At 62.0% G+C, this 24,568-nt stretch carries 20 protein-coding genes and 1 tRNA gene; 9 read left to right on the forward strand and 12 right to left on the reverse strand.

Annotated elements, in window-relative coordinates:
• Positions 1 to 45: 45 nt before the first annotated feature.
• Positions 46 to 1,368, reverse strand: a complete 1,323-nt coding sequence (locus ACR0CU_RS06310) for a metal-dependent hydrolase family protein (protein ID WP_217356785.1) — start codon at positions 1,366 to 1,368, stop codon at positions 46 to 48.
• Positions 1,369 to 1,623: 255 nt separating this feature from the next.
• On the opposite strand from ACR0CU_RS06310, the gene ACR0CU_RS06315 reads away from it, so the two are divergent.
• Positions 1,624 to 1,698, forward strand: a tRNA-Asn gene (locus ACR0CU_RS06315).
• 21 nt (positions 1,699 to 1,719) lie between these two features.
• Here the strand turns inward: ACR0CU_RS06315 and ACR0CU_RS06320 are convergent.
• The 5 genes from ACR0CU_RS06320 to ACR0CU_RS06340 form a co-directional block, all read right to left on the reverse strand.
• Positions 1,720 to 3,339: a long-chain-fatty-acid--CoA ligase gene (locus ACR0CU_RS06320; RefSeq protein WP_170446272.1), complete on the reverse strand. Its 1,620-nt coding sequence runs from the start codon at positions 3,337 to 3,339 to the stop codon at positions 1,720 to 1,722.
• 175 nt (positions 3,340 to 3,514) lie between these two features.
• Entirely contained in the window at positions 3,515 to 5,125 is a 1,611-nt protein-coding gene (pgi, locus tag ACR0CU_RS06325) for a glucose-6-phosphate isomerase (RefSeq protein WP_170446274.1), read from the reverse strand.
• A gap of 4 nt (positions 5,126 to 5,129) precedes the next feature.
• Positions 5,130 to 5,801 (reverse strand): 6-phosphogluconolactonase, encoded by a 672-nt coding sequence (pgl, locus tag ACR0CU_RS06330; protein ID WP_170446276.1) that lies wholly within the window; start codon positions 5,799 to 5,801, stop codon positions 5,130 to 5,132.
• The gene (zwf, locus tag ACR0CU_RS06335) at positions 5,798 to 7,252 is read right to left on the reverse strand and encodes a glucose-6-phosphate dehydrogenase (RefSeq protein WP_170359052.1); all 1,455 of its coding nucleotides are present in this window, start codon (positions 7,250 to 7,252) and stop codon (positions 5,798 to 5,800) included. The genes pgl and zwf overlap by 4 nt, the downstream gene beginning before the upstream one ends.
• Positions 7,253 to 7,545: 293 nt before the next feature.
• A complete protein-coding gene (locus ACR0CU_RS06340; RefSeq protein ID WP_093962206.1) occupies positions 7,546 to 7,815 on the reverse strand; it encodes an usg protein in 270 nt (89 codons plus the stop codon).
• Between the two features lie 224 nt (positions 7,816 to 8,039).
• Here ACR0CU_RS06340 and gyrA point away from each other — a divergent pair, with 224 nt between their 5' ends.
• The 3 genes from gyrA to ACR0CU_RS06355 all read left to right on the forward strand — a co-directional run bounded on the left by gyrA (position 8,040) and on the right by ACR0CU_RS06355 (position 12,109).
• A complete protein-coding gene (gene gyrA / locus ACR0CU_RS06345; RefSeq protein WP_170370970.1) occupies positions 8,040 to 10,742 on the forward strand; it encodes a DNA gyrase subunit A in 2,703 nt (900 codons plus the stop codon).
• Between the two features lie 138 nt (positions 10,743 to 10,880).
• Entirely contained in the window at positions 10,881 to 11,606 is a 726-nt protein-coding gene (locus ACR0CU_RS06350) for an ArsR/SmtB family transcription factor (protein ID WP_170437670.1), read from the forward strand.
• Positions 11,607 to 11,662: 56 nt separating this feature from the next.
• Positions 11,663 to 12,109, forward strand: coding sequence for a YqfO family protein (locus ACR0CU_RS06355; protein ID WP_170446278.1), 447 nt, complete (start codon positions 11,663 to 11,665; stop codon positions 12,107 to 12,109).
• Between the two features lie 38 nt (positions 12,110 to 12,147).
• On the opposite strand, the gene ACR0CU_RS06360 is transcribed toward ACR0CU_RS06355, so the two are convergent.
• From ACR0CU_RS06360 to ACR0CU_RS06370, 3 genes are read right to left on the reverse strand one after another with little or no spacing between them, the layout of a single operon-like run.
• Positions 12,148 to 13,617, reverse strand: a complete 1,470-nt coding sequence (locus ACR0CU_RS06360; RefSeq protein WP_170446279.1) for a carboxypeptidase M32 — start codon at positions 13,615 to 13,617, stop codon at positions 12,148 to 12,150.
• A gap of 4 nt (positions 13,618 to 13,621) precedes the next feature.
• On the reverse strand, positions 13,622 to 14,767 hold the full coding sequence (ctaA, locus tag ACR0CU_RS06365) for a heme A synthase (RefSeq protein WP_170446281.1): 1,146 nt from the start codon (positions 14,765 to 14,767) through the stop codon (positions 13,622 to 13,624).
• A 60-nt stretch (positions 14,768 to 14,827) separates the two neighbouring features.
• Entirely contained in the window at positions 14,828 to 15,571 is a 744-nt protein-coding gene (locus ACR0CU_RS06370; protein ID WP_170446283.1) for an RNA methyltransferase, read from the reverse strand.
• Between the two features lie 162 nt (positions 15,572 to 15,733).
• Here ACR0CU_RS06370 and ACR0CU_RS06375 point away from each other — a divergent pair, with 162 nt between their 5' ends.
• A complete protein-coding gene (locus ACR0CU_RS06375; RefSeq protein ID WP_170402802.1) occupies positions 15,734 to 16,363 on the forward strand; it encodes a thiamine phosphate synthase in 630 nt (209 codons plus the stop codon).
• Here the strand turns inward: ACR0CU_RS06375 and ACR0CU_RS06380 are convergent.
• The gene (locus tag ACR0CU_RS06380; RefSeq protein ID WP_170446285.1) at positions 16,360 to 17,412 is read right to left on the reverse strand and encodes a HupE/UreJ family protein; all 1,053 of its coding nucleotides are present in this window, start codon (positions 17,410 to 17,412) and stop codon (positions 16,360 to 16,362) included. The two genes, ACR0CU_RS06375 and ACR0CU_RS06380, sit on opposite strands and share 4 nt — an antisense overlap.
• Positions 17,413 to 17,639: 227 nt before the next feature.
• Here ACR0CU_RS06380 and ACR0CU_RS06385 point away from each other — a divergent pair, with 227 nt between their 5' ends.
• The 3 genes from ACR0CU_RS06385 to ACR0CU_RS06395 all read left to right on the forward strand — a co-directional run bounded on the left by ACR0CU_RS06385 (position 17,640) and on the right by ACR0CU_RS06395 (position 20,192).
• Positions 17,640 to 18,533, forward strand: coding sequence for a PfkB family carbohydrate kinase (locus ACR0CU_RS06385; RefSeq protein WP_170446287.1), 894 nt, complete (start codon positions 17,640 to 17,642; stop codon positions 18,531 to 18,533).
• A complete protein-coding gene (locus ACR0CU_RS06390) occupies positions 18,530 to 19,444 on the forward strand; it encodes a pseudouridine-5'-phosphate glycosidase (protein ID WP_170446289.1) in 915 nt (304 codons plus the stop codon). Before ACR0CU_RS06385 ends, ACR0CU_RS06390 begins: the two co-directional genes overlap by 4 nt.
• A 70-nt stretch (positions 19,445 to 19,514) precedes the next feature.
• Complete coding sequence (locus tag ACR0CU_RS06395; RefSeq protein ID WP_093962217.1) at positions 19,515 to 20,192, forward strand: DUF502 domain-containing protein; 678 nt, start codon at positions 19,515 to 19,517, stop codon at positions 20,190 to 20,192.
• Here the strand turns inward: ACR0CU_RS06395 and ACR0CU_RS06400 are convergent, their stop codons facing one another.
• Both ACR0CU_RS06400 and ACR0CU_RS06405 read right to left on the reverse strand, forming a co-directional pair.
• Positions 20,193 to 21,221, reverse strand: a complete 1,029-nt coding sequence (locus ACR0CU_RS06400) for a patatin-like phospholipase family protein (protein WP_170446291.1) — start codon at positions 21,219 to 21,221, stop codon at positions 20,193 to 20,195.
• Between the two features lie 28 nt (positions 21,222 to 21,249).
• Positions 21,250 to 22,023 (reverse strand): 3-hydroxybutyrate dehydrogenase, encoded by a 774-nt coding sequence (locus ACR0CU_RS06405; RefSeq protein WP_170338398.1) that lies wholly within the window; start codon positions 22,021 to 22,023, stop codon positions 21,250 to 21,252.
• Positions 22,024 to 22,337: 314 nt separating this feature from the next.
• Between ACR0CU_RS06405 and ACR0CU_RS06410 the strand changes: the two genes are divergently transcribed.
• Positions 22,338 to 24,164, forward strand: a complete 1,827-nt coding sequence (locus ACR0CU_RS06410; protein WP_480642664.1) for an extracellular solute-binding protein — start codon at positions 22,338 to 22,340, stop codon at positions 24,162 to 24,164.
• Positions 24,165 to 24,568 lie beyond the last annotated feature (404 nt).

Raw genomic sequence — 24,568 nt, forward strand, 5'->3', positions numbered from 1 at the left:
TGACGCAAGTTTGGTCCGCCATGCATTTGCACAGCAGATCGTCCGCTACAGTTCGTTTTTGTAGATCACCCCGCCCTTCATGATCAGATCGAAGCGCTCTTCGTATTCGGTCATGACAGACATGTCCTCAAGGGGGTTGCCGTCGATCAAAAGGATATCCGCATGAGCACCTTCCGCAATGACACCCAGCGCCCCGGGATAAGGATTGCGCGGCCCCGACAAGGCAAGCAACTCGGCTGATTTCGAGGTTGCCTGACGGAGTATTTCGGCATTGTCGAACCATTCCGTTCTCAGAACGAACTCCTCGTTTGCGCGCTTGATCATCTCAGGAGAAGTGATCACGTCCGTGCCGAAGACGATATTCTCGAATCCAAGCTCCTTGGCCATGGTGAACATCTGGTTGATGCCGTCATAGGCTTCGTCATGCTTGGCTTTTTGTTCGTCGTTGTAGCCTGCCGGATGGAATGTGTAGACGATGACCTGCGGCGACAGCCAGGCATCATGCTCCATCATCATGCGCATGGCCTCTTCGCTCATCAGATTGCCATGCTCGATGGACTTCACCCCATTCTCGACGGCGCGGATGATGCCATCCGAGTTGTAGACATGGGCGGTTACGTAGGTGTTCCAGTCTTCTGCCGCTTCGACGGCTGCACGGATTTCGTCTGCCGTGTACTGCGTGGTGTCCAGTGGATCAGCAAATGACCCGGTACCGCCACCGACCGAAATCTTGATCTGCGAGGCCCTGCGGCGCAACACCTCGCGTACGGTCTTCAGAACCTCGTCACGCCCATCGGCAACTGCGACATGGAAGTATTTCATCGGAATGCTGGGCTCGAACACCAATGAACCGGGCTCGTTTGCGTCCGTCCGATGATCCGAGTGGCCCGAGCTCTGCGAGATCATGGGACCCGAAGGATAGACCCGAGGCCCCGTCAGGATGCCCTCGTCTATGGCGCGTTTCAGTGAAAACGAGTTCCCGCCGACATCGCGGACCGTCGTGAACCCCTGCATCAGGTATTGTTCGGCGACGGTTGCGGCAACATAGGCCCAGTATTCGCGATCGGCATTGAATGCGATTCCAAACGGCATCTGAAACATCAGATGCGCATGCATGTCGGCAAATCCGGGCATCAGGAACCGACCCTGTGCATCGATCACCGTCGCCCCCTCCGGCGCATCCAGATCAGGACCAAGGGCGGTGATCATGCCGTCTTGGATCAAAACGTCCTGACCCTCGATCAGGTCGGAACTGACCCCGTCGAAAATCCGAGCGCCGGTGATCAGGGTTCCGGCCTCTTGGGCGATCCCCGGCGCGGCAAGAACAAAGAAGAAAAGCTTCGCTACAATCCTGCAAGCTGTCCGCATCTTGGGTTCCTTTCCGGTTTCAACAGGTTCACCGAAGTATGGTGCATTATCGAGAGGCTAATCTCTTTCTGATCCGCATGAAACGATCACGTTGCGGCCAGAGCGTAGATCAACGTAACGATTCACTGCCGCACGCAAAAAAAAGCTGTTCAGCCAGATTGAAATCCGAAACGGAAACCTGGGGCGCGTAATTCGTCCAAAGAAAGCAATTTTCGTCTGGACCTCGTCTTTGCAGATTGGTACACGCCCCTCAGTTCCGGCGTAGCTCAGCGGTAGAGCAGTTGACTGTTAATCAATTGGTCGTAGGTTCGATCCCTACCGCCGGAGCCAAAAATCCTTAGAAATCAAGCGTTAACCTGCCAAGGCGCCCTTGAATTCATCCCGCAGTTTGCGTTTCAAAACCTTGCCCGTTGCATTCAGTGGCAGCGCGTCGACGAAGACCACTTTGTCCGGCACCTGCCACTTGGCGATCTTGCCGTCGAAAAACCCCAGCAGCTCAGCCTCGGACGGATCCTCGCCCTCGGCCTTGACGGCCACCAGCAGCGGGCGTTCGTCCCATTTGGGATGCGGCACGCCGATCACGGCCGCGGTGGCCAATCTCGGGTGCGCTACGGCGATGTTTTCCAGCTCGACCGAGCTGATCCATTCACCGCCCGACTTGATGATGTCCTTGGAACGGTCGCGGATGGTCATGTAGCCATCGGGGTCCAGCGTGGCCACGTCGCCGGTGGCGAACCAGCCATCCTGCAGAAGCTCTTGATCCTGCAGCTGGAAATAGCTGTCCAGCACCCAGTGTCCGCGTACCATCAGGTCGCCCTGCGTGACCCCGTCATGCGGCAGGTCGTTGCCGTCGTCATCGACGATCTTCAGTTCGACCCCAAAGGGCGGACGGCCCTGATTCTCGCGCAGTTTGTGCTGCTCCTCGATCGGCAGCTTGCGATGTTTGGCCAGCGGGATGTTGGCGGTGCCCAGCGGGCTCATCTCGCTCATCCCCCAAGCGTGCACGGTGTCGACGCCGTATTTTTCCCGGAAGGTCTCGATCATCGAGGGCGGGCACGCCGCGCCACCGATCACCGTACGTTCGAGGCTTTCCAGCTTGGTGCCGCATTTGGCGGCATGGGCCAGCAAGCCCTGCCAGATCGTGGGAACCCCCATCGCCAGCGTCACGCCATAGGTGTCGATCAGGTTCACCAGCGCCTCGCCATGCAGGTCCGGCCCGGGCAGCACCATCTGCGAACCGGACATGGCGCAGCCATAGGGCGACCCCCAGGCGTTGACGTGGAACATGGGCACGACCGGCATCACCACATCCATCGCCGAGTATCCGATCACGTCGCGGGTGTTCGAGGCAAAGCTGTGCAGAACGGTCGAACGGTGCGAATACAGCACGCCCTTGGGGTGGCCGGTCGTGCCCGAGGTGTAGCACAGGCTCGAGGCGGTGTTTTCATCGAAGACGGGCCATTCGAAATCGGCGTCGCCGGTCTCGATCAACTCGTCATAGAATTCCAGGCCCGGGATCTGCTGCAGTGCGTCCTCGTTGCGCGGTCCCATCAGGACGAAATGCTTCACCTCGGTCAGTTGATCGCGGATCGCAGCAACCAGCGGGATGAAGGTGGCGTCGAAGAACAGCACCCGGTCCTGCGCATGGTTGATGATGTAAACCAGCTGTTCGGGGAACAGGCGCGGGTTGATCGTGTGGCAGACAAACCCGGCACCCGAGGCCGCATAGTAGATTTCCAGATGACGGCGGTTGTTCCAGGCCAGCGTGCCGATCCGATCCTGTAGCTGCAAGCCAAGCTTGGTCAGCGCCGACCCCATGCGCCGGGCATTGGCAGCGATCTCGCCCCAGGTCGTCTGTGTGGCGGTTCCGTCGGTTTCGACCGAAACGATCTCGGTCTGACCATGATAGCGCGCAGCATGATCGATCAGTGACGAAATCAACAGCGGCTGCGTCATCATCTGTCCCAGCATGGACATCCTCCCATTCATCGCGCCGGCCTGATGCGGCGTCTGTTGCGGCCAGGCGGCGCGGCGGCGTGGCCGGCCCCGGGGCTTCTCCTCGGGGCCGATCCTGCCAATCATTTAATTGTCTGACAATAAAAGAATGCGGCCTGCCGTGGCGGCAGGCCGTCAGATTTGCAGGGCTTCAGCCCCGGCGCCGCAGCGCATAGGCCACAAGTGCGGCGGTCGAGCCGTCCTTGCCCTCGGTGCCCGCATCGCCATCGACGATTGGCCCCAGCGAGGTGGCCAACTCCTTGCCCAGCTCCACCCCCCACTGGTCGAACGAGTTGATGCCCAACAGCACGCCTTCGACGAACACCCGGTGTTCATACAGCGCAATGATCTGGCCCAGAACGAAGGGCGTCAGCTGCGGATAGATCAGCGTGGTCGAGGGCCGGTTGCCCGGGAACACGCGATGCCGGGCCTGACGCTCCAACTCGTCGCCATGCAGGCCCATCTCGGCCATGCGCGCTCGCGCTTCCTCAAGCGACCGGCCACGCATCAACGCCTCGGACTGAGCCAGGCAGTTGGCCAGCAGCAGACGGTGATGATGGGCCAGTTCGGGCTCGTGGCCTTCGGCGGCCACCATGAATTCGCAGGGGATCACGTCGGTGCCCTGATGGATCAGTTGGTAAAACGCGTGCTGCCCGTTGGTGCCGGGCTCACCCCAGACCACCGGCCCCGAAGGCACGCTCAGCGCCGAGCCGTCCATGGCCACCGATTTGCCGTTCGATTCCATCTCGAGCTGTTGGAAATAGGCCGGCAGCCGCAGCAGCCGTTGGTCATAGGGCAGAACCGCGCGGCTGGCATGACCCAGCACCTGACGGTGCCAGAAGCCCACCAGCGCCAGCATCACCGGCATGTTCTCGGCCCAGCCCGCGGCGCGGAAATGCACGTCCATCGCCTGCCCGCCGCGCAGGAACGCGTCGAAGGCGTTCGAGCCCACCGCAATCATCACCGGCAGTCCAACCGGACCCCAGACCGAATAGCGCCCGCCGACCCAATCGGCGAAGCCGAACACGCAGTCAGACGGGATGCCGAAGTCCGCCGTCTTGTCCACGGCGCTGGACACGGCCGCGAACTGCCGCCCCGGGTCGCCGCCGCCGTCCAGCATCCAGGCCCGCGCCGTCCGCGCGTTGGTCATGGTTTCGATGGTGGTAAATGTCTTGGACGCCACGATCACCAGCGTCCGCGTCGGGTCCAGTTCGCGCAGCGTGTCGGCGATGTGCGCGCCATCCACGTTCGAGACATAGTGCAGGCGCGGCCCGTCGTGATAGGGCGCCAGCGCCAGCGTCGCCATCACCGGCCCAAGGTCCGAACCGCCGATGCCGATATTCACCACGTCGGTAAAGCTGCCCCCTGCCCCCTGGGCCGTTCCGCCCCGGACCTCTTCGGCGAACACGCGCATGCGCTGCAGGGTGTCCAGAACGTCGGGCCTCACGTCCTGGCCATCAACCTCGACCGGGCCGCCGTCCAGATTGCGCAGCGCCGTATGCAGCACCGCGCGGCCCTCGGTCTCGTTGATCTTGTCACCGCGGAACATCGCGTCGCGCCGCTCGGCCAGACCGGCTTGATCGCACAGGTCGATCAGCGCCGCGCGGATGTCCGCGTCGATCAGGGTCTTCGAATAGTCGAACAGCAAATCGCCGGTCGAGGCCGAGAAGCTCTGCGCCCGGTCGGGATCCTGCGCAAACAGGTCGAGGATGCGGGTATCCGCCGCCTGCGCGGCAAGGGTTCTGAGAGTGTCCAGTTGCATGAGATCAATCCGCCCAGTGTACCGTCATTCCATCCAAGACTGCCGCAATTGGCGCCTCCTCGGGCGGCAGGCTCATGGCACGCTCAAGCGCTGCGCGCTTTTGTTCCCCATAGATGACCAGGTGTTTGGACAGGGCACCATCCAGAACCGGACCCGTCAGGGTGATCCGCGTCTCGGGCTGCGTCTGCGGGCGAGCAACGGCCAATGCCGGTGCGTTGCTGGCCAATGCCTGCGCCAGCCCCTCCATCCCCGGAAACAACGAGGCCGTATGCATGTCGTCGCCCATTCCAAGAACCAGCACCGCCAACGGGCGCAGCGGCTCGATCAGAGCTTCGATTTGGGGCAGAACCTCTTCGGGCGCCTTGCCGGGAATATAGAGCGGGACATAGTCCGCCGCCGCCGCCCGGTTGGTCAGAAGACGGTCGCGGATCAAGCGTTCGTTCGACCGGTCACTGTCTGCCGGGACGCAGCGTTCGTCGGTGGGCAGAACACGGACACGCTCCCACTCAAGATCCGCGGCGCACAGGCTGTCGAAGATCGGTCCGGGCGTGGTGCCGCCGGGAACCGCAAAAGCCACGACATCGTTGTGCAGCAGCGCAGCCTCCAACTCTCCGGCCAGAACGTTGGCAACATCAATGGCCAGCATGTCCCTGTCAGCGTATTCCTGAATCTTCATGGCTTGATCCCTTGCCAATGGCGACCGTCGCGTTTCATCAGCAGTTCGGCGTCGCCGGGACCGGTACTGCCGCTGTCATAGGGTTTTGGCACGTCGCCGCGCGCCTGCCACCCCGCAATGATCGGGTCGGTCCAGGCCCAAGCGGCCTCGACCTCGTCTCCGCGCATGAACAGGGTTTGATTGCCCCGGATCACGTCCATCACCAAACGCTCATATGCGTCCGGCGCTTCCTGGTTTTCGGGCCCGAGCGCTTCGGCAAAGCTCATGTCCAACGGGACGTCGATCAAACGCATTCCACCCTGCCCCGGCTCTTTGATCGTGACTTTCAGCGTGATGCCTTCGTTCGGCTGCAGCCGGATCGACAGCGTGTTGGCATGCCGCCCGGCCTCGGCCCCGAAGATCGAATGCGGCGCATCCTTGAAGATGACGTTGATCACCGAGGACCTTGCCACCAGCCGCTTGCCGGTGCGCAGGTAAAACGGTGTGCCCGCCCACCGCCAATTGCTGACATGCGCCCGCAGCGCAACATAGCTTTCGGTGGTCGAGCGCGGATTGCCCACCGCTTCGCGGTAGCCCGGCCCGTCGGGACCACCCGAATACTGCCCACGCACGATGTGGTGCGGCTGCACCGGGTCCAGCGCGCGGATTACCTTGAGCTTTTCATCGCGCACGGCGTCCGAATCGAACTTGGCAGGCGGCTCCATCGCGATCAGGCACAGAAGCTGCATCAGGTGGTTTTGCACCATGTCGCGCATTGCCCCAGCGCGCTCGTAATACTCTTCGCGACCATCCACGCCGACGGTCTCGGCGACGGTGATCTGGATATGGTCGACATACTGACTGTTCCACAGCGGCTCGAACAGCATGTTGCCGAACCGGACTGCCATCAGGTTCTGGACGGTTTCCTTGCCCAGATAATGATCGATCCGGTAGATTTGGTTTTCGCTGAAATACGAGGCCAGCGTGGCATTCAACGCCCGCGCACTGTCCAGGTCGTGACCGAACGGCTTTTCGACGACGATCCTCGTCTGCTCGTTAGCCAGACCGTGCTGGCGGATTTTTTCCGCCAACGGGGCGAACAATCCGGGTCCGACCGAGAAATAGAAGGCGCGGATCCGCGAATCTGTCAACAGACCTGAAAGGTTTTCCCACCCATCATCAGAGCTGGCATCCAACCGCAGATACTGCAGCCGGTTCAGGAACCCATCAAGGTTGCCGGGATCTGCCGCTTGACGAGGTGCGTGCTGGGCCAGCGACTCGGCGACGATCGCACGATAGCCCGCCTGATCATGTGCGGACCTTGCTGCGGCGATTATCCGAACATCGTCATTCCACTGTCCCGCGCAATAACGGCGAAACAAGGCAGGCAAAATCTTGCGCTGCGCCAGATCCCCGGTGCCACCAAAAATGACCAGATCAAATGGGTCGACGGGTATAACGCGAGAAACCATGAGCCGTCCTTAACGCGCCATCGCCGGCATGTCCAATGTTAGCGCAATCATATCGTGGGCTTTCTCTGGTTTTCCAATCTGTACCAATCGTGTGCGCCGCACCGGACCGCCACCGAAACGCATAAGAATATTCAACCGCTCAGCGCGTCCACCGTCAACGGATTGCCAAGATCTGGTTGTGTTTTGAAATTATGAGAGTGAGTAACCTGCGCCGAAACGCAGGTCGGCATTCATTCGATGATCCATCGGCCGGATCAAGGCGCATTGGCCTTGAGCGTAACCTAGCCGAAACGCTAGTTCAGCCGGTATTCTCCGACGACATTTCGCCATTCTCCCGGCGCGATCATCTTGCGGTGGGTAAAGCGCACCGAATGCAGCGGACCCTCGATTTCACGCTGCCAGAACTCGATGAAATTGAACAGCTTGGGATGATCCGGCGCCAAGTCGTAATCTTGCCAGATGAACGTGTTCAGAACATGGATGTAATCCGGCATGCGATAGAAGATTTCAGCCGTTGTCAGGCCATACCCCTTCAGCATCAGTTCGGTTTCGTTTTTCTCCATTCAGACCTCCAGATTTCCTCAAAGGTCCCTTCAGGGTAACATGATTCCTTTTCAATCCGTATTAAAACAATGTGTTACCCGAAAAACACCGCGGTTTCAGGCCACTTCCGGGTTGCTTGCTTGCACCCTATGTGCCGGGTCTGATAAGATGCATCCACAAGATATAGACCCAGCACAATAAACGGGCAGTTTACGTGAGCGATACGCCAGAAATCCCCGAAAACATGGATGAAACCCCGCCCGAGCGCCCGGTTTATGACGGCCCGACGGTATCCATCGAATCCGAGATGCGGACGTCCTATCTGGACTATGCGATGTCGGTCATCGTGTCCCGTGCGATTCCCGATCTGCGCGACGGCTTGAAACCGGTGCATCGGCGCATCCTCTACGCGATGCACGAGACCGGGAACACCCACGACAAAGCTTACCGCAAATCGGCCCGTCCGGTGGGCGACGTCATGGGTAAATACCACCCGCACGGGGACAGCGCGATCTATGACGCGCTGGTGCGGATGGCGCAGGATTTCTCGATGTCGCTGCCGCTGCTGGACGGTCAGGGCAACTTCGGCTCGATGGACGGCGACAACCCGGCGGCCATGCGCTACACCGAGGTCCGCATGGACAAGCCCGCCGCCGCGCTGCTGGCGGATATTGAGAAAGAGACGGTAGATTTCCAGGACAATTACGACGGCAAGGACAAGGAACCCACCGTCCTGCCCGCGCGGTTCCCCAACATGCTGGTAAACGGTGCCGGCGGTATCGCGGTGGGTATGGCCACCAACATCCCACCGCACAACCTAGGCGAAGTGGTCGACGCGACGCTGGCACTGATCGAAGACCCGGACCTGACCAGCGAACAGCTGATCGAATACATCCCCGGCCCCGATTTCCCCACCGGCGGCGTGATGCTGGGCCGGTCCGGTGCGCGCAAGGCCTATCTGGAGGGCCGTGGCAGCGTCATCATCCGCGCCAAAACCCGCGTCGAGGAGTTGCGCAAGGACCGCTATGCCATCATCGTGGACGAGATCCCCTATCAGGTGAACAAGGCCTCGATGATCGAGAAGATCGCCGAAGCCGTGCGTGAAAAGCGCATCGAAGGCGTCAGCCACGTTCAGGACGAATCTGACCGCAACGGCGTGCGGGTGGTGGTCGAGCTGAAGCGCGACGCAACGCCCGAGGTGGTGCTGAACCAACTTTACCGGTTCACGCCGATGCAGACCTCATTCGGCTGCAACATGCTGGCGCTGAATGGCGGTCGCCCCGAGCAGCTGACCCTGCGCCGGTTCCTGACCAGCTTCATCGACTTCCGCGAAGATGTCGTTGCCCGCCGCACTGCATACGACCTGCGCAAGGCACGGGAACGCAGCCATATCCTGTGCGGTCTGGCCGTAGCGGTCTCGAACGTGGACGAGGTCGTTGCCACGATCCGGTCCTCGGCCGACGCGGCAGAGGCGCGCGAAAAGCTGATGACCCGCCGCTGGCCCGCAGCCGAGATCGAGAGCTATCTGCGGCTGATCGACGATCCGCTGTCAAAGATGAACGACGACGGCACCTACAACCTAACCGAGGTTCAGGCCCGCGCGATCCTTGATCTGCGCCTGCAACGCCTGACCCAGATTGGTGTCAAAGAGGTCACGGACGAGCTGGAAGACCTGGCCGCCAAGATCAAGGAATACCTGGACATTCTGTCCTCGCGCGAGCGCATCATGAGCATCATCGCCGACGAGCTGCGCGAGGTTCGAGAGCAGTTCGCAGTGCCGCGCCGCACTGAAATCGTCGACTGGTCCGGCGATATGGAAGACGAGGACCTGATCGAACGCGAGGACATGGTCGTCACCGTGACCTCGGGCGGCTACATCAAGCGTACGCCGCTGGCCGACTTCCGCGCGCAGAAGCGCGGCGGCAAGGGTCTGTCGGGGATGCAGACCAAGGAAGAGGACGTCGTAACCAATCTGTTCGTGGCGAACACGCATACGCAACTGCTGTTCTTCACCACCGATGGGATGGTCTACAAGCTCAAGACATGGCGCTTGCCTCAATCTGGGCGCACCGGCAAGGGCAAGGCCATCGTCAACATCCTGCCGATTCCCACGGGTGTTTCGATTGCGGCGATCATGCCGGTCGATGTGCCGGATGAAGAATGGGAAAACCTGCAGATCGTCTTCGCCACCAGTGCCGGCGATGTGCGCCGAAACGCGCTGAGCGATTTCACCAACGTCAAGCGCAACGGCAAGATCGCGATGGATCTGCCCGAGGGTGTGGAACTGGTCAACGCGCGCATCTGTTCCGAGGATGACGACGTGATGCTGGTCACCAACTCCGGCCGGGCAATCCGCTTCCCGACCACTGCCGTGCGCGTGTTCAAGGGCCGCAAATCGACCGGTGTGCGCGGCATCAAACTGACGAATGGCGATCGAGTCGTCTCGATGTCCGTCATTCGCCACTTCGAGGCCACGGCAGACGAGCGCGCCGCCTACCTCAAGATGCGCCGCCTGATGGCAGGCGTCACCGAAGAGACCGAAACCGACGAAGACGAAGGCAACGCAGACAGCATCCTGCCTCAGGAGCGCTATGCCGAGATGTCTGCGGCGGAAAACCTTATCCTGACTATCACGGCCGGTGGGTCGGGCAAGCTCAGCTCGTCGCATGACTACCCGGTGCGCGGCCGCGGTGGAATGGGCGTGATGGCGATGGACAAGGCGATGCGGGGCGGCCCGCTGGTGGCCTCGTTCCCCGTCGAAATCGACGACCAGATCATGCTGGCCACGTCCAAGGGGCAGTCGATCCGGGTTCCGGTCGACGGTATATCGTTCCGGTCCCGCAGTGCGGGCGGGGTCAAGGTGTTCAACACCGGCAAAGGCGAGGAAGTCGTCAGCGTCGCTTGGATCGCAGACCAGGGTGACGAGGAAGACGATAGCGAAACGTAAGGATGGCCGCCTCTGATCGGCGGCCCTCATTTCAACGACGACGGAGCGGCTCTGCAACAGCAGCCGCTCCTTTTCGTTTCGGCGGATGTCGAAGCGTTCTTTCTGGGGGCAAGCCGGGTTTTGCGGTAGGCTCATCCAATGAGACCCGAACCCAGACTGGACATCATCGGCGCCGCTCTCGCCGACCCAACCCGCGCGCGCATCCTGTGCGAACTGATGGACGGGCGGGCGTTCACCAACAAAGAGTTGTCCTGCGCTGCCAACATAACGCCGCCAACTGCGACCTCCCATCTCAAGCAGTTGGAGCGGGCCGGCCTGACCACATCGATACGCAGCGGCAGGCATGTCTATCACCGGATCGCAAACGCACAGGTCGCATCGGTTTTGGAAACGCTGTCCACGCTAACCCCCAGCGATCATGTCCGGCGAGCCGCGAAACCAGACTCGGGCGTTCTGTTGGCCCGTTGCTGCTATAACCATCTTGCCGGGCGTCTCGGTGTGTGGATCACGGACAACCTGCTGGATACGGGCGTTCTGCAACTGGCACATGGGGCTCTGGCGCCGGGTCCGCGATATTACGCGTTTCTGACCGATCTCGACCTGGACCCACCGCGGATCAGCGCCCACCGACCGGTCGCCAAATTCTGTCTGGATTGGACGGAGCGCCGAAATCACATCTCAGGTCCCTTGGGAATCGCGATTCTGGAAAAAGCTCTGAAAGACAAATGGTTGGCGCGCCAGAGGTCCAGCCGCGCCCTGACCGTAACACCTGAAGGCAAGATCGCTCTGGCTCGCCATTTCGGCCTGTCGGACTCCGCGTTTGATTGCCTCGGGCCGTCAGTTCGGTCGATGGCGAAGCGATAAGTCACACTTGAGGTGCAAACCCGGTCATTCTGACGTTGCTTGTTCAGGAGACTGGAATGACCCAAAAACCACAGGACACCGAACGATATCTGACAGACGAAGGTTGGCGCGTGATCGTCCAGGTTCCCGAGGACCGCGCGCAGGCGGTGATTGATGCTGTTCTGGCCGAAGCCAACCTGGTTTACGGCGATTATGATCACGTCACCTTCCGGTCGACGCCCGGAACGCAGAGCTTTCGGTCACTCGGGACCGGACGCAATGCCGTCACCTGCGACACGGTCGATGTTCCCTGCGTCGAAGTCTCGTTCTTTCTGGATAGGTCGGACGGCGTGTGTTCGACCGTGCTGCGTGCAATCTATGCGGCCCATCCCTATGAAGAACCGGTGATCTTTCTGCACCCGTGTTTTCGAACGCTGCACATCCGCGGGCAGGACGAAGACAACCCGAACCGGTTCTGGAACCGGCCTCCGGAAGACTGGGTGCCTGATGCACACCGCGGCTAGATGACCCCTATCATACCCATAGCGGTCATCTTTCCAGGTCATAGACCGTAGAGCGTGCCGAATTTGTCTTCGAGATAAGCCAACAACGGCTCGGGTCCGGGCTCCATGCCGCTGGCGCGGCGGATGACATCGCGTGGGGCATACAGACCGCCATGCTGCTGAACATGCTCGCGCAGCCATCCGGTTGCCGCGGAGGTATCGCCCTGCGCCAATTGATCATCCAGACTTGGAATTGCCGCCCGCAGCGCCTGATACAGACAGCCCGCGTAGACATTGCCCAGCGAATAGGTCGGGAAGTAGCCAAACAGGCCTACCGACCAATGCACGTCCTGCAGACACCCGTTCGAAGGCTTGTCGACCGCATAGCCGAAATCGGCATGGAAACGGTCGTTCCACGCGGCCTCGAGGTCCTGCACCTGCAGATCGCCCGACATCAAGGCGCGTTCCAGATCGAACCGCAGCATGACGTGCAGATTGTACTGAACCTCGTCCGCCTCGGTGCGGATGTATCCGTTGTGCACCCGGTTGACGGCGGCATAGAAGGTATCTTCATCCGCGATGCCAAAATCTCCGAAGGCGTCCGTCATCCGCCGGAACAGCCAGCCCGTGAAGGCCCGCGAGCGGCCCAGCTGATTTTCGTAGATGCGGCTCTGACTTTCATGGACGCCCATCGAAACGCCCTCACCCAGCGGAGTCAAAGCGTAAGCCGGATCGATGCCCTGCTCATAGCAGGCGTGCCCGACCTCATGGATGGTCGAATAGAAACAGTTGAACGGGTCGGTTTCGCTGGTCCGGGTGGTGACGCGCACGTCGTCGCCGCTGCCCGAACAGAACGGGTGTACGGCCTTGTCCACCCGCCCCCGGTTCAAGTCGTACCCGAAAGTCTCCGCCAGCTTTTGCGTCAGCTTCATCTGGGCAGTTTCGTCAAACGTTCCGGTCACTCCCGCGGGGGACGGCCGGTCAAGAACCGCGGAGCGTAGCGCAACCAGACGCGGACGCAGGGCGTCGAAGATGTCGGCGATCTGGGCAGCGGTCGTGTAGGGCTCGTAATCCTCGACCAGCGCGTCATAGACATCGCCGCCCTGCGCCAGAGCCGCCCCTTCCTCGCGCCGCAGCGCCACGACTTCCTCCAGAACCGGAAGAAACGCGGCAACATCCTCGTCGGCGCGGGCCTGTGCCCACTTGCCCTGCGCGGCCGATGTCACGCGGGCGATGGCCGTGGCCAGATCAGCGGGCACCTTGACCGTGCGCTCGTATGTGCGGCGGATTTCGCGCAGTTGCGCCTGACCGACCTCGGTGTCGGCATGGGCGTTTTCCAGCCACTCGGCCACGCGCGGATCCGAACGGCGCGCATGCAACACGGCTTCGATTGCGGCCATCTCCTCGGCGCGCTGGTTGGCGGCCCCGCGCGGCATGACGGTCTCCTGGTCCCAGCCCAGGCGGCCGGAGATCTGCGCCAGCGCCTCGGTGTCGCGCTGAAAGGCCATCAGGTCATTGAATGCAGTCATTGGGTCAAGCTCCGCGCAGCGAGGTTGCGATGGGATAAGCGGTCAGGAACCGGGCGCGCAGGATCAGGGTCCAGACGACCACGGCCATAAACTGGTGAAAGATGGCGATCTTCCAGGGCGCGCCATAGACCACGGTGAGGATGCCTACGACCACCTGCAGCGAAAGCGCCGCGAACATGGCGTTGAAGGCGAACCGGGTCTGCGGGTGGGCGCTGCTGCTGCCGCGTCGCCAGACGAAGATGCCGAAGGCGAACAGCACATAGCCCACGCAGCGGTGGATGAACTGCACCAGCCCCGGACTTTCGAAAAAGTTGCGCCACATCGGTTCAAGCGCGGTGGCGTCCGGCGGCAGCAGTTGCCCGCCGATCAGCGGCCAGTCGGTATAGGACCGACCGGCGTCGATGCCCGCCACCAATGCGCCGATCAGAATCTGCAGAAAGGCAAAGTGCAGCAGCCCGGTCGACAGCGAGAACAGCCGCGCCTCTTTCGCGCGACGGGCCTGCATCAGGTCGCGTTCCTCGCGCCCCAGCATGAAGATGTACCAGGCCAGAAAGCCCAGGATCACGAACGCGAGGCCAAGATGGGTGGCCAGGCGATAACTGGCGACCGCGGTCATCCCTTCGCCCTGCGTCACCCCCGAGGCCACCATCCACCAACCGACGGCGCCCTGCACGCCGCCCAGCAGTCCGGGGATCGCAAGGCGCCCGGTCCAGCCTGCGGGGATCTTGCGCAGCACCAGAAAGCCAAAGAACCCAAGCGCCCAGACCAGGCCAATCACACGGCCCAGTTGCCGATGACCCCATTCCCACCAGTAGATGGTCTTGAAGTCATCCAGCTCCATCCACTGGTTCATGATGCGCCACTGGTCGATCTGTTTGTACTTGTCGAACTCGGCCTGCCAGTCGGCCTCGGACATCGGCGGGATCGCTCCGGTGACCGGTCGCCATTCGGTGATCGACAGGCCGCTGTCGGTCAGGCGGGTCAGCCCACCCACCGCGATCATCACGACGACAAGCGCGAACAAGATCATCAGCCAGATACGGATGGCCTTGCGTGCACCACCCCGGCCGCGGTCGATCATGCCGGGCTGGACCGTTTCCTGCTTTTGTTCACCCGAGACTTCTTCGAAGATGCTGCGCTTGCCGCTCATGCCGTCCTCATGTCCTTGATTTTCCCGCAAGCTAGGGCCAGTGCCCGCGAAGGTCCAGCCTCAGCCCTTGTCCTTCCAGCGGACCATCTGACGCATGATCCCGTGCAGCATCTGCACATCGGCCCGCGTCATCTGCATGCGCGACCACAGGTTGCGCAGGTTTAACTTCATCCCTTCGGCCTTTTCCGGCGGGTAGAAGAACCCGGCCTCGTCCAGCCGCTGCTCATAATGCTCGACCAGTTTCTCGACCTCGATGCCGGTGGCCCAGTCGCCTTTGCCCAGATCGGTGGCCTCGTGCACCACGTCGCCGGTCTGGCGCATCCACTCATAGGCGGTCAGCAACACGCACTGCCCTAGGTTCAGCGAGGCGTATTCGGGGTTCACAGGCACCGAGATGATCGCATTGGCCTTGGCGATGTCTTCATTCTCCAACCCGGCCCGCTCGGGCCCGAACAGCACGGCCACCTTTTCGCCCGCCGCCACCTTCTGGGCCGCGATCTGCATGGCCCGTTCGGGGCTGTAGACGGGTTTGGTCAGGCCACGCTGACGGGCAGTGGTGGCGAAAACGTATGTGCGGTCGCCCAACGCACCGGCCAGATCGTCGAACAGCTGCGCCTCGTCCAGCAGCCGCCCGGCACCGCTCGACATGGCCACGGCCTTGGGGTTGGGCCAGCCGTCGCGCGGGGCGACGATGCGCATCCGGTCCAGGCCGAAATTCCACATCGCCCGGGCCGCGGCGCCGATGTTTTCGCCCATCTGCGGGCGGACGAGAACGAATGAGGGCTGGGGTCTGTCGCTGGGCATTTTGATCTCCGAAAGTTGCGCCTGCCATACTGCCGCCGCTGGCACAGGGCAAGCCCGGCCGCCCTGCCCGATTGCAAATCGCCCGGTCTGCGGGCAATAAAGTTTGCTTCGCCGCCGCAATCGGCTAAACCGCGCCAAAGACCAACCGCGAAGGATCCGCCAATGGACACCCCCGAGCAGCCTCAGATCTATCTGATCACCCCGCCGACCATCGACCCGGCCACCTTTCCCGACCGGCTGGCCCGCGTTCTGGACGGGACCGAGATCGCCTGCATCCGGCTGGCGCTGGCCGGCAGCGACGAGGACGCCATCGCCCGCGCGGCCGACGCCTGCCGCGAGGTGGCCCATGCGCGCGACGTGGCGCTGGTGATCTCGAACCATGTCCTGCTGGCGCAACGGCTGGGGCTGGACGGGGTGCATCTGGACGATGCTGCCCGCTCGGTCCGAGCCGCGCGCAAGGAGCTGGGGGCGGATGCCATCGTGGGCAGTTTCTGCGGAACCTCGCGCCATGACGGGATGACCGCGGGCGAAGCCGGGGCTGACTATGTGGCCTTTGGGCCCGTGGGGGACGTGTCGTTGGGCAAAGGGACCCGTGCCGAGCGTGATCTGTTCCAATGGTGGTCCGAAATGATCGAGGTTCCGGTTGTCGCCGAAGGCGGCCTGACACCCGAACTGGTTGCCGAACTGGCTGAATGTACCGACTTCTTCGGTATCGGAGACGAGATCTGGACCGCAGAGGACCCGCTCAGCGCGCTGAACACGCTGATCGCGCCAATGAAAACCGGCGGTTAGGACATAACCGCCCAGTACAGCCCCAAGGCCGCCAACAACAGCGAGGCGACTGTGGAAATTCGGCCGCGCAGCCTGGGCGAATCCGGCAAGAGCACGGTCAGGGTGGCGAGGATCAGGATCGCGACTCCGCTCAGCGCCAACAGGATGCCAGCGGCAAAACCCAGCACCGCCGGCGCGACATGGTGCGGCGGCACACCAAGGCGCGACGATGCTGCTGACAGTGTCAGGCCAAGGACTGCACCGGCCGCCAAAAGGAACAGCACGCGCCAGACCCCCAACCGGTCGGTGACGAGGTTCCAAAGCGCCAACAAGGCGATGGCAGCCGGCACGACCGGCCACGGCAGGAACGGCCTCGCACTCAACACGTCGAACATCCCAAGCGGCAGCGTCACCAGAACGCCCAGCCCCAGCGCGGCAAGTTGAACAAGGACCGGGCGCAACTTCAGTGACAAGAAAACCAGCACCGAGGCCAGCGCCAGAAGCTGTGCCCCCGCGCCCGCGACATGCAGCAGCCCGGCCCGGAAAAAAGCCTCGGCCGCTTGCTGCGCCCCCAGCCCGGCCCCGCCTGCCAAGGGAATGCGAGGACTGACCTCGCCGCCGCTCAGAAACCCGGTATAAGGCGCCTCGACCCCTTGCTGGCGCAAGACCACGGGGCCGATTCCTTCAGGCCAGGTCAGGCGCAGACTGCTTGCATCGGGTGGCAGAGGACCGGCCAACAGCACCCGGGAAATCCGCGGCACGTCAGGGTTGCCGACCACCGGAATACTTGCGCCTTCATAGGACAACGCAACCGGCCCGTTCACGTCAATCTGCAAGGATTGCTTCCAATTCGTCACAAAATCGTGGACGTGTTCCTCAAGCTCGGAAGAGACCAGACGGCGCAACTGCGCGTATCGCGCGCTCCCGCCGTCGCCCCCCTTCGCGACCTCTTGCGGATCGACCCCGGACAGAACGGCCTCGGCGTTCATGGCGATTTCGACCAGAAGCCGACCGTCCCGGACCTGAAAGTCAACGATTGTCCGTCCGCTCTGTTGCGCCCATGCCGGCATGGCCAAAAAAATACATGCCAGAAATGGCGCAATGATCCAGGCGCGAAACCTCAGGAAGGTCAGCAAACGGATATTGAGACCCATCCGAAAAAATCCAAAAGAACCAAAAAACACTGTGTCCGAGTGTTTCGTCCTTCCAAACAATTGGCAAGCCAAATCGCCGACGTGGACCCAGCCCGCGCAGCTTCCGGCTTGCGCGCGCCCTGCGCCTGCGGCATGACGAGGAAATGACTCAGAACAGCGACATCCTGTGTATCGGATCCGTCCTGTGGGACGTGATCGGACGATCCGCCAGCCACATGCGGCAAGGATCGGACGTGCCCGGCCGCATCACGCGCCTGCCCGGTGGCGTGGCGATGAACATCGCCATGACCCTTGTGCGCTTCGGCATGACCCCAACCCTGCTGACCGCCATCGGCAGCGACCCCGAGGGCGACGAGTTGGTCCATGCCTGCAAGCGGCTCGGTATGGACACGACCCATATCTATCGCTCGCAGGACCTGCCCACCGACCGTTACATGGCGGTCGAAGGCGCAAACGGACTGATCGCCGCCATTGCCGACGCCCATTCGCTGGAGGCCGCCGGCGCCAAGATCCTGCGCCCGCTGATCCATGGCCCGCTGGGCTATGAAAACACCCCGTTCGAGGGGCAGATCGCGCTGGACGGCAACCTGACGCTGGACCTTCTGGAAGAAATCGCCGTCAGCCCGGCCTTCGCCCGTGCCGACCTGCGCGTGGCCCCGGCCTCGCCCGGCAAGGCCGAGCGGCTGCTGCCTTTCCTCAAGCACGGCCGGGCCACGCTGTATGTGAACCTCGAAGAAGCCGGGCTGCTGTGCCAGCGCGAGTTCGCCGATTCCGAAACCGCCGCCCGCGCTCTGCTGGACCGGGGCGCGCTGCGTGCGCTGGTGACCGACGGGGGCAACTCGGCCACCGTGGCCAGTGTCCAGGCGGTGATCACCCAGAAACCCCCGTCGGTTCTGGTCACGCGCGTGACCGGCGCAGGCGACACCTTCATGGCGGCCCATATCGCCGCCGAAGCCAATGGCGCCAGCATTGACGAGGCGCTGACCCGCGCCTTGCATGCCGCCGCAACCTATGTATCCGGAGAGACCCCCCTGTGATCGACATCCAGTATTCCGCCGAAGTCCGCGCGGCCAAGGACGACGGAACCCCCATCGTTGCCCTGGAAAGCACCATCATCACCCACGGCATGCCCTACCCGCAGAACATCGAGGTGGCGGCCCAGGTCGAGCAGGACATCCGCGACGCGGGCGCCGTTCCGGCCACGATCGCGGTGATCGACGGCCGGCTGCATGTGGGGCTGGAACCCGATCAGTTGAAGGATTTGGGACAGGCGCAGGGCGTGGCCAAGATTTCGCGCGCGGATATGGCAGCCTGCATCGCTTCGGGCGGAACCGGGGCCACCACCGTTGCCGCCACGATGATCGCCGCCCATTTCGCGGGGATCCAGGTCTTTGCCACCGGCGGCATCGGCGGGGTGCATCGCGGCGCGGAAACCAGCTTTGACATCTCGGCCGACCTGCACGAACTGGCGCAGACGCCGGTCACGGTCGTGGCTGCCGGGGCCAAGGCCATCCTCGATCTGGCCAAAACGCTCGAAGTGCTTGAGACACTGGGCGTGCCGGTCATCGCCCATGGGCAGGATGAACTCCCAGCCTTCTGGTCGGCCAAGTCGCCCTTTGCCGCGCCCCTGCGGATGGACACAGCCGAGCAGATCGCCAAGGCCCATGCGACGCGCCGCGCTCTGGGTCTGCCAGGCGGGCAGCTGGTGGCCAACCCGATCCCGCTGGCCGATCAGATCCCGTCCGAGGAACTTGACCCGATCATCGCCTCGGCCCAGCAGGACGCCGAAGCGCATCGCATTACCGGCAAGGCCGTCACGCCCTATCTGCTGCAGCGCATCTACGAGCGGACCGAGGGCCGATCCCTGATCGCCAATATCGCCCTGGTGCGCAACAATGCGCGCCTTGCGGCTGGTATAGCCAAGTCTTTGAAGGCTCAGGCTGACTAAGCGTCAAACGGACCTATTGTACCAAGGCGCCGGACTGATTAACTAGTCCGGCAAACCGCTCGGAACCGCGATGAACACACCGTTTGATGAAGAACCCCACCGCCGCCCCGGCCTGCTGTCGCGGCTACGCGCGTCGTTTCTGACGGGTATCGTCGTCATCGCACCGGTCTGGCTGACGCTGTGGCTGATCCTGTCGGTAGTCGGCTGGATCGACAGTGCGGTCCTGCCCCTGATCCCGCACCAGTTCCGGCCCGAACAATATGTGGGTATCAACCTGCGCGGCGTGGGCGTCCTGTTCTTCCTGATCTTCACGGTTCTGGTCGGCTGGATCGCCAAAGGTATCCTGGGCCGGTCACTGATCCATTTCGCCGAAAGCCTGGTCAACCGGATGCCCGTGGTCCGGTCGATCTATTCCGGGATCAAGCAGATTTCGGAAACCGTCTTTGCCCAGACCGAGCGGTCCTTTGAAAAAGCCTGCCTGGTGCAGTATCCCCGCCGGGGCATCTGGGCCATCGGCTTCGTCTCGACCGAGGCCAAGGGCGAGATCAACAAACGCGCCGAAACCGGCGGCGGCCTGCTGAGCGTGTTCATCCCAACCACGCCGAACCCGACTTCGGGTTTTCTGCTGTTCTTCCCCGAGGAAGACGTGATCCTGCTGGACATGTCCATCGAGGATGCCGCCAAGCTGGTGATTTCGGCCGGGCTGGTCTATCCGAACCAGAAAGACCCCACGCAGCCGCCCGAGTGATCAGCCGAACATCGAAGGCAGATCAACCGTGCTGCGCGCACCCAGATCGGGTTTGTGATCGGCCAGAAACCGGTCGGCGGCGGCCCGTCCCGCCTGTTTCAGGCTGTGCAGAACCACCGGGTTGGGCACCGTTTTGGTCGCAACCGACAGGCTGTTCATCAGCGCGTCATCGGCGATCATGTGCACGAAGACGCGGCTCATTTCACCCGCTTTCAACTTGCCCTCGGCCAACAGGCGCTGCACGAAGTTGATCGCCCGCAGCTCGCGCAGAAGGGAAGAATTGAAGCTGATCTCGTTGATCCGGTTCTGAATCTGCTGCGGGGTCTTAGGAACCTCGTCGCGCTCCAGCGGGTTGATATTCACGATCACCACATCCTCGGGCAGGCCCGCGTTGAACAGCGGAAACAGCGCTGGGTTGCCGGTATAGCCGCCATCCCAATAGGCTTCGGTCCGGTCGGTTTCGGGGTCGTGGATTTCAACCGCCTGGAACAGGTTCGGCAGGCAGGCCGAGGCGAGAATCGCATCAGTCGTCACCTCATCGCCCGTGAACACCCGGATCTTGCCGCTGCGCACGCAGGTGGCGCAGACGAACAGACGTGGCCCCTGATCGGCGCAGACCTCGCCAAAATCAAACGCCTCGACCACCGGGGCCAGCGGATTGCGGTAGAACGGCCCATAGGCATAGGGCGACACCATCCGCGACCAGGTATCAGCCACCGAGAACGGCAAGGAATACTCCATCGCCTGCGCGATCTGAGCGGGCTCCATCCCGGCCAGCCAGTTGGCGATGCGCATGTCGCCCACCGCGCCCATCCTCTCCCACAGGGCGTTCAGGGTCTCGCGCGCGCCATCGCGACCGGCATGAACCATGCCGGCCTTGAACGCGGCTCCGTTCAGCGCCCCGGCCGAGGTTCCGGTAATCGCCGCAACCTCAATGTCTTCGTCGTCCAGCAGACGGTCCAGCACGCCCCAGGTAAATGCGCCATGCGCGCCGCCGCCCTGCAGGGCAAGATTGATGCGCTTTACCATGTCCGCCGGCCCCGGCGCGCGCCGCGGATCACAAGGCGGTCCAGCCGCCGTCGACCGAGATCGTGGTGCCGGTGATCTGGGCCGCGGCATCCGAGCACAGGAACACGGTGGTTCCACCCAGCTGTTCGACGGTCGCGAACTCTTTCGAGGGTTGCCGTTCGAGCATGACGTTCTTGATCACGTCCTCGCGGCTCATGTTGTATTCCTTCATCGTGTCGGGGATCTGCGCCTCGACCAGCGGCGTCAGCACATAGCCCGGACAGATGGCGTTGCAGGTGATCGGCTCCTGCGCGGTTTCCAGCGCAACGGTCTTGGTCATGCCGACAACCCCGTGCTTGGCCGCCACATAAGCCGCCTTGTAGGGCGATGCAGTCAACCCATGCGCCGAGGCAATGTTGACGATCCGCCCCCACTCGGCCTTGCGCATCATCGGAAGCGCCGCCGCCATCGTGTGAAAGGCCGAGTTCATGTTGATGGCGATGATCGCGTCCCATTTCTCGACCGGGAACTGGTCGATCGGCGCGACGTGCTGAATGCCTGCATTGTTGACCAGGATATCGCAGGCTCCGGCCTGTTCGATCAGCGCCCGGCATTCCTCACCCTTGGACATGTCGGCCTTGATGTAGCGCGCGTTGGTTCCGGTCTCCTTGCTGATCTCGGCCGCCAGCGCGTGATCTTCATCGCGGTCGGTGAACGAGTTCAGAACCACATCGGCCCCCGCCTTGGCCAATTCGCGCGCGATGCCCAACCCGATGCCCGAATTCGATCCGGTGATGATTGCTGTTTTTCCCGACAGGTTCATTTTGGGTCTCCCACAGACTAATGATTTGGAGACACAGTGCCATGCTGCACCTGCAAAATAAACGGGGAAAGACCCGATTGCGGATACGGTCGATTTACGGGCTGGAATCTCGGAGCTCGAGGCAGAAAAAAACGCCCGCACGAAGCGGGCGTTAAGTTATTGAGGCAGGTTTCATACAGGCAAGAAACCTATCGAGCAGTGGAACCTTTATAAGCAATTCCGCGCCGTCATCCAAGCTAAAAGTTTGATAATAAGAAAAATCATCGGTACGGTGAATCCCAACAAAATAAGGCCAGAGCAGGATTGTTTCCAAAATGAGCCCCGATATTCTCCGTCCCATCCGCCCGTTGATCGCGGGAATCGCTGCCTCGGTTGTCGCCACGTTAGCGCAAGCAGAATCGACCCATGGCATAGCTATGTATGGAGACCCGGCCCTACCACCGGATTTTGTGTCGCTGCCTTATGCCAACCCCGACGCGCCCAAGGGCGGCAAGGTCGTGTTCGGCAATACCGGCGGCTATAACAGTCTCAACCCGTTTGTGCAAAAAGGCACCGCCCCTTGGCAGCTGAGATTTTGGACCCACGAGGGGTTGATGGGCCGTTCGTGGGACGAACCTTTCACTCTTTACGGGCTTTTGGCCGAATCAATCGACACCGCGCCGGACCGATCCTGGGTCGAATTCACCCTGCGCGAGACTGCCCGATTCTCTGACGGATCGCCGGTCACGGTTGATGATGTGATCTGGTCTTACGAGACCCTCGGAACGCAGGGGCATCTGCGCTATCGCGGTTTGTGGTCCAAGATCGACAGCATTCAGCAGACCGGACCACGCTCGGTCCGGATCATCTTCAACGAGCCAGACCGCGAGCTGGCCCTGATCGCAGGGCTGCGGCCGATCCTCAAGAAGGCCCAATGGGAGGGCAAGGATTTCGCCGAGGCAGCGCTGCAAGATGTCCCGATCGGCACCGGCCCCTATGTCATCGATGACTACGAGGCCGGGCGTTTCGTGAACCTCAAACGCAATCCGGATTATTGGGGCAACGATGTCCCGTTCCGCCGGGGTACCATGAATTTCGACGAGATGCGGTTGGAGTTCTACGGCGACCAGACGGTTCTGTTCGAGGCCTTCAAGGCCGGCGCGCTGTCGGCCGTCCGCGAGTTCAACGCCGACAAATGGGCCACGCAATACAATTTCCCGGCCGTTCAGCGCGGCGATGTCATCAAAACCGAGATTCCGCATAAAAAGCCCTCGGGCATGACAGGTCTGGTCATGAACACGCGCAAAGCGCCTTTTGACGATTGGCGCGTGCGCGAGGCGCTGACGCTTGCGTTCAATTTTGAATTCATCAACGGCACGATCACGGGCGGTGCTCAGCCTCGGATCACCTCGTATTTCTCGGGGTCTGAACTGGCGAGGCAGCCCGGACCGGCAACCGACCGGGTGGCTGAGATGTTGCAACCCTACGCGGCTGATCTGCCGCCGGGAACTCTGGAAGGATATGTTCTGCCCGAGGGCGACGACTCGGTTCGCAACCGAAAGGACATCCGCAAGGCGGCTGATCTGCTGGAGCAAGCCGGATGGACAATCCAGGACGGCGTGTTGAAGAACGCAGCGGGAGAGCCCCTCAAGATAACCCTCGTCATCAGTCAGGGAAGCTTGAATGTGGTTCAGAACGTGGATGCGATCGCCGAGATGTATGCCCGCGCGCTGGAACGGCTGGGGATCGAGCTTACCGTCGACAAGGTGGATGACGCACAATACACCCAGCGGGTGTCCGAGCTGGATTTCGACATGACCCCGTTCCGCCGCGCGCTGTCGCTGTCGCCGGGCAACGAACAACGCCTCTACTGGGGCAGCGAAGGCGCGGATGCTTCAGGGACACGCAACCTGATGGGGGTCACCTCTCCGGCAGTGGATGGGCTGATCGATGCGATGCTGGCCTCGGAAAGCCGTGAGGATTTCGTGGCCGCCACCCGCGCGCTTGACAGGGTTCTGACCGCCGGACGGTATGTCATTCCAATCTGGAGCTTTGATGTTGGCCGCATCGCCCATGTGAAGGAAATGCAGCATCCTCAGATCTTGCCAATCTACGGCGACGGACCGCAGTTCATGCCCGATGTCTGGTGGTACGAGGAGTAGCAGGCAACCGGTAGGGGCTTGTGCCCCTGCCCATTTCAAGTGAAGCACTTAGCTCGGATCGGACGCCGCGCGGGCGTCGGCAATTTTCGGCACATGTGACCAAACACCAAAAGGCGATCGAACAAATCCGCTGGCCGCTATTTCTAGAGCATTTGACTACTTTTTGCGGGTGGAACGCTTGTTACCACGATATCTCGCAATCCAAGTGAGGATCGACGCAACGGACACCTGCACCGAAAACAGATTTCTTAGATAGAACAAAGCCCTGTATTCGGCGCAGTCCAGAGTGCGAGCATTTGAACGATCGCCAAAACCTACAGTGAGTGGGAAAACGGGCCGAGCACGGCGTGAAAAACCGCTTTGATTTTCCAGCACCCCGACCTGCGACATTTTGTCATGTCTTC

The sequence above is a fragment of the Ruegeria sp. BC2 genome (genome assembly GCF_056539245.1).

What these genes read in the sequence shown, in the direction of transcription:
- ctaA (WP_170446281.1), bottom strand. Translation starts at nt 14,767, where the DNA reads ATGAGCGGCAAGCGCAGCATCTTCGAAGAAGTCTCGGGTGAACAAAAG.
- ACR0CU_RS06320 (WP_170446272.1), bottom strand. Translation starts at nt 3,339, where the DNA reads ATGCTGGGACAGATGATGACGCAGCCGCTGTTGATTTCGTCACTGATC.
- ACR0CU_RS06360 (WP_170446279.1), bottom strand. Translation starts at nt 13,617, where the DNA reads ATGACTGCATTCAATGACCTGATGGCCTTTCAGCGCGACACCGAGGCG.
- ACR0CU_RS06375 (WP_170402802.1), top strand. Translation starts at nt 15,734, where the DNA reads ATGGACACCCCCGAGCAGCCTCAGATCTATCTGATCACCCCGCCGACC.
- ACR0CU_RS06400 (WP_170446291.1), bottom strand. Translation starts at nt 21,221, where the DNA reads ATGGTAAAGCGCATCAATCTTGCCCTGCAGGGCGGCGGCGCGCATGGC.
- ACR0CU_RS06355 (WP_170446278.1), top strand. Translation starts at nt 11,663, where the DNA reads ATGACCCAAAAACCACAGGACACCGAACGATATCTGACAGACGAAGGT.
- zwf (WP_170359052.1), bottom strand. Translation starts at nt 7,252, where the DNA reads ATGGTTTCTCGCGTTATACCCGTCGACCCATTTGATCTGGTCATTTTT.
- ACR0CU_RS06310 (WP_217356785.1), bottom strand. Translation starts at nt 1,368, where the DNA reads ATGCGGACAGCTTGCAGGATTGTAGCGAAGCTTTTCTTCTTTGTTCTT.
- ACR0CU_RS06395 (WP_093962217.1), top strand. Translation starts at nt 19,515, where the DNA reads ATGAACACACCGTTTGATGAAGAACCCCACCGCCGCCCCGGCCTGCTG.
- ACR0CU_RS06340 (WP_093962206.1), bottom strand. Translation starts at nt 7,815, where the DNA reads ATGGAGAAAAACGAAACCGAACTGATGCTGAAGGGGTATGGCCTGACA.
- gyrA (WP_170370970.1), top strand. Translation starts at nt 8,040, where the DNA reads ATGGATGAAACCCCGCCCGAGCGCCCGGTTTATGACGGCCCGACGGTA.
- ACR0CU_RS06410 (WP_480642664.1), top strand. Translation starts at nt 22,338, where the DNA reads ATGAGCCCCGATATTCTCCGTCCCATCCGCCCGTTGATCGCGGGAATC.
- ACR0CU_RS06405 (WP_170338398.1), bottom strand. Translation starts at nt 22,023, where the DNA reads ATGAACCTGTCGGGAAAAACAGCAATCATCACCGGATCGAATTCGGGC.
- ACR0CU_RS06370 (WP_170446283.1), bottom strand. Translation starts at nt 15,571, where the DNA reads ATGCCCAGCGACAGACCCCAGCCCTCATTCGTTCTCGTCCGCCCGCAG.
- ACR0CU_RS06380 (WP_170446285.1), bottom strand. Translation starts at nt 17,412, where the DNA reads ATGCCGGCATGGGCGCAACAGAGCGGACGGACAATCGTTGACTTTCAG.
- pgl (WP_170446276.1), bottom strand. Translation starts at nt 5,801, where the DNA reads ATGAAGATTCAGGAATACGCTGACAGGGACATGCTGGCCATTGATGTT.
- ACR0CU_RS06350 (WP_170437670.1), top strand. Translation starts at nt 10,881, where the DNA reads ATGAGACCCGAACCCAGACTGGACATCATCGGCGCCGCTCTCGCCGAC.
- pgi (WP_170446274.1), bottom strand. Translation starts at nt 5,125, where the DNA reads ATGCAACTGGACACTCTCAGAACCCTTGCCGCGCAGGCGGCGGATACC.
- ACR0CU_RS06385 (WP_170446287.1), top strand. Translation starts at nt 17,640, where the DNA reads ATGACTCAGAACAGCGACATCCTGTGTATCGGATCCGTCCTGTGGGAC.